Below are 877 nucleotides of genomic sequence, written 5' to 3'. Positions count from 1 at the left end.
CAGTTCCTGCACCGCTTGAGATCTGTGATACGAACAACGACGGTTTTGGTGTTTATAACCTTGATCCTGTTATCCAGGCTATCCAGGCTTCTTTAGGCAATGTAGTTGTAACAGTTCATGAGACGCCTGAAGATGCTGAGTTCAATACCAATAAAATAGTAATCACCAATGCTTACGACAGCAGCCACCTAACGATCCAGACGCTGTACATCAGAGTACAGTCTGGCCAGACGGTATGTTATGATGTTGTCGAGCTTAAATTAATCGCCAACCCAACGCCGGTTGCTGTAACCCCGTCTCCATACGCACTATGTGATGATGGCGCGAGTACTACAGATGGCGAAGCGGTATTTAACCTTACCACAAAAGCCTCCGAAGTCCTTGGGACATTAAACCCTGCACTCTACAGTGTGAGCTATTACGAAGATGCCGCAGTTACTACTATGATCGGTAACCCTGTAAGCTACTTAAGCGCAACGGCTGATGTATATTTAAAAGTAACCAACAATGCTACAGGCTGCTTTACGGTAGTTACACTGAAGCTTATTGTTAATGCACTTCCTACGGCAGTACAGCCCACGGCCCCTTTAATCCTGTGTGATGTAACAGCACCGTTAAAAGACGGTATTGAGATCTTTGACCTTACGAGTGTTATTCCATCGATCATCGGTGCACAGCAGGGAATCAATGTAACGTTCCACCACAGTTATGCCGATGCCCAGGGTAATACCGGAGCGATTGCTGCTCCAAATGCTTACCCAAGCGGTCCTGCCGTAGAGACGGTATTTGTAAGAGTAACAGTAGAAGGTACAGGCTGCTACAGGATCGTACTTCAGGATCTTAAAGTAGAACCACTTCCAATTATCCTGGAACCTAC

General features: G+C 46.2%; 1 pseudogene. It reads left to right on the top strand.

The features are described 5' to 3' along the window. Positions 1 to 877, top strand: a pseudogene (locus EPI11_RS19055) (hypothetical protein); the annotation flags it as partial.

This window comes from Flavobacterium cerinum (assembly GCF_004028155.1).
GTDB lineage: Bacteria > Bacteroidota > Bacteroidia > Flavobacteriales > Flavobacteriaceae > Flavobacterium > Flavobacterium cerinum.
Note: the sequence above shows the minus strand (reverse complement) of the source record. Positions and strands in the feature narration are given on the sequence as shown.